This is a genomic window from Aquamicrobium defluvii, assembly GCF_004363725.1.
In the GTDB taxonomy this organism is placed as follows: Bacteria; Pseudomonadota; Alphaproteobacteria; order Rhizobiales; family Rhizobiaceae; genus Mesorhizobium; species Mesorhizobium defluvii.
The window spans coordinates 1-2,504 of record NZ_SNZF01000073.1 but is presented as its reverse complement, the minus strand read 5'-3'; the positions used below and the strand labels follow the sequence as shown (position 1 = coordinate 2,504).

Sequence of the window (2,504 nt, the reverse complement as noted above, 5' to 3'; positions counted from 1 at the left end):
ACGATGACTGGCGGCGCGCCCGAAAGTCGCCAAACCCGAAACTTTCCTGACCAATCCGCCGCCGTGCCATCGCTGCCCTCAATCTCTCGTTCAAGAAGAGCGAATCACAAACAGCAAATGCCGTCCACAGCTACCCGCGCACAGGTCTCCTAGTCGCTCATCACACAGATATAAGCGGGACTGCCGCCGCCACTCCACGAAAACCGGGGAAGAACCCGATCAGGTGCCAGGCTGGAACCCGTTGCGCTCCCGCAAGATCCAGCCGGCTGCTTTTTCTGCGATCATCAGCGTTGGCGCATTCGTATTTCCGCTGGTGATCCTGGGCATGATGCCTGCATCGACGATGCGCAACCCTGCAATACCGCGAACCCTGAGGCGGCTGTCCACCACCGCCATCGGATCGTCGTCACGCCCCATTTTCGTCGTGCCCACCGGATGGAAGATGGTGCTGGCGATATCGCCCGCCAATCGGGCCAGTTCCTCGTCGCTCTGGAATTCCGGTCCCGGCTTCCATTCGACAGGCTGATATTTCGCCAGCGCCGGCTGCGATGCGATCTTGCGCACCTGCCTCAGGCTCTCGGCGGCGATCCGGCGATCCTCGTCGGTACTCAGATAGTTGGGCGCGATCGCCGGGGCATCCTGCGCTCTCGCCGACCGCATGCGGACGGTGCCGACACTGGTCGGGTTGAGGTTGCAGACACTGGCGGTGATGGCGGGAATGCGATGCAGCGGCTCGCCGAACGCATCGAGACTGAGTGGCTGGACGTGGAACTCGAGGTTGGCGTGCGATTGCGTTTCATCGGAGCGGCTGAAGGCGCCGAGCTGCGATGGCGACATGCTCATGGGACCGCTGCGCCGCAACGCATATTCCAGCGCGATCCCGATCTTGCCGGACAGGCTGTTGGCGAGCATGTTGAGCGTCCTGGCATGGCTTATCCTGAACACGGCCCGGATCTGCAGATGGTCCTGCAGATTCTCGCCAACGCCGGGCAGATCGTGCACGACCTCGACCCCGTGGCTTTTCAGCAGGGAACCCGGACCCACCCCGGACAATTGCAGGATGTGCGGGGAGCCGATCGCCCCGGCCGACAGGATAACCTCCCTGTTCGATCGCACCTGCACGGCCTGTCCCTGCCGTCGAAGCACGGCACCCACACATCGTTTCCGGCCCGACCCGTCGGTCTCGAACGTCAGCCTTTCGACCTGCGCATGCGTCCAGACAGAGAGGTTGGGCCGGCTGAGCGCCGGGCGCAGGAAGGCCTTCGAAGTGTTCCAGCGCCATCCGGACCTCTGGTTGACCTCGAAGTAACCGACACCCTCGTTGTCGCCGCTGTTGAAATCGTCGGACCGCGGAATTCCGGCCTCGACCGCCGCATCGGCGAAGGCTTGGAGGATGTCCCACCGCAGGCGCTGCTTCTCGACCCGCCATTCGCCGCCATGCCCGTGCATATCGGAAAAGCGGCCGTTGCCGCCGGTCTCGGGATCGTTGCCGTCATCCAGCCGATAATGATCCTCGTGCGCCTTGAAATCAGGCAGGCAGTTCTGCCATTCCCAGGCATCGTCTCCGGTCAGCGCCGCCCAGCCGTCATAGTCACGGGCCTGCCCGCGCATATAGATCATGCCGTTGATGGACGAGCAGCCGCCAAGCGTCTTGCCCCGGGGGTAGCGCAACGAACGCCCGTTCAGCCCGGCTTCCGGCTCGGTATGGAACAGCCAGTCGGTCCGGGGGTTGCCGATGCAGTAGAGATAGCCGACCGGGATATGAATCCAGGGATAGTTATCCTTTCCGCCCGCTTCGAGCAAAAGGACACGCATCGATGGATCTCTGCTCAGGCGGTTGGCCAGCAGGCAGCCGGCAGAGCCGCCACCGACAATGATATAGTCGAAGGATTCTGTTCCCGCCTGCCTGGAATCCGGACGCGTCATCGTGCCATCCCTCCGTTCAGACCGGCACAATATTTATAAGCCTGGAATTCTCGCAATTGCATGGCAGCCTCCCAGCCCGGCCTTCTCACTCAATATCGGGATGTCGCACGTAAAAATCCAATGACAAATCGACCCGGTGATTATAACTGGGATTAATATGCTGAACTCCATCGACTTGCGCACTCTACGGGCATTCGTCGCGGTGGCGCGGGAGGGCAACGTCACCCGCGCCGCGGAACAACTGCGCATCACGCAGCAGGCCGTGACCCTGCAATTGAAGCGGCTGGCCAGGGAGACAGGCATCACCTTGTTTCGGCGCGTATCGACCGGCCTGAGCCTGACCCAGGAAGGAGCGCTCCTTGCCGCCAGGGCGGAGCAGGTTCTGGCGGCATTTACCGCTTTCGACCAGACGGCGGGACGCCTCAGCTCCCGCGCCCGGGGCACGCTCAGGATCGGAACGATCATCGACCCGGGACTGAACACCTTATGTGTCTCAGTCCTGCTAGATTAGCCCCATCGCGGCTCCCGGCCAGGAGCTGCGATGGGTGGGCTACAGCGTTTAACATCTTGTGGCCTGA

General features: G+C 62.4%; 2 protein-coding genes. One reads left to right on the top strand and one right to left on the bottom strand.

Going from position 1 to position 2,504, the window contains the following annotated elements; translation table 11 throughout:
- Nucleotides 1-219: 219 nt before the first annotated feature.
- Entirely contained in the window at nucleotides 220-1,926 is a 1,707-nt protein-coding gene (locus DES43_RS22120) for a GMC family oxidoreductase (RefSeq protein WP_035033486.1), read from the bottom strand.
- A gap of 157 nt (nucleotides 1,927-2,083) precedes the next feature.
- Between DES43_RS22120 and DES43_RS22115 the strand changes: the two genes are divergently transcribed.
- Nucleotides 2,084-2,437: a LysR family transcriptional regulator gene (locus DES43_RS22115; protein WP_245264805.1), complete on the top strand. Its 354-nt coding sequence runs from the start codon at nucleotides 2,084-2,086 to the stop codon at nucleotides 2,435-2,437.
- Nucleotides 2,438-2,504 lie beyond the last annotated feature (67 nt).

Excerpts from the sequence above, each read along its gene's own strand:
- DES43_RS22120 (WP_035033486.1), bottom strand. The coding sequence starts at position 1,926 with ATGACGCGTCCGGATTCCAGGCAGGCGGGAACAGAATCCTTCGACTAT.
- DES43_RS22115 (WP_245264805.1), top strand. The coding sequence starts at position 2,084 with ATGCTGAACTCCATCGACTTGCGCACTCTACGGGCATTCGTCGCGGTG.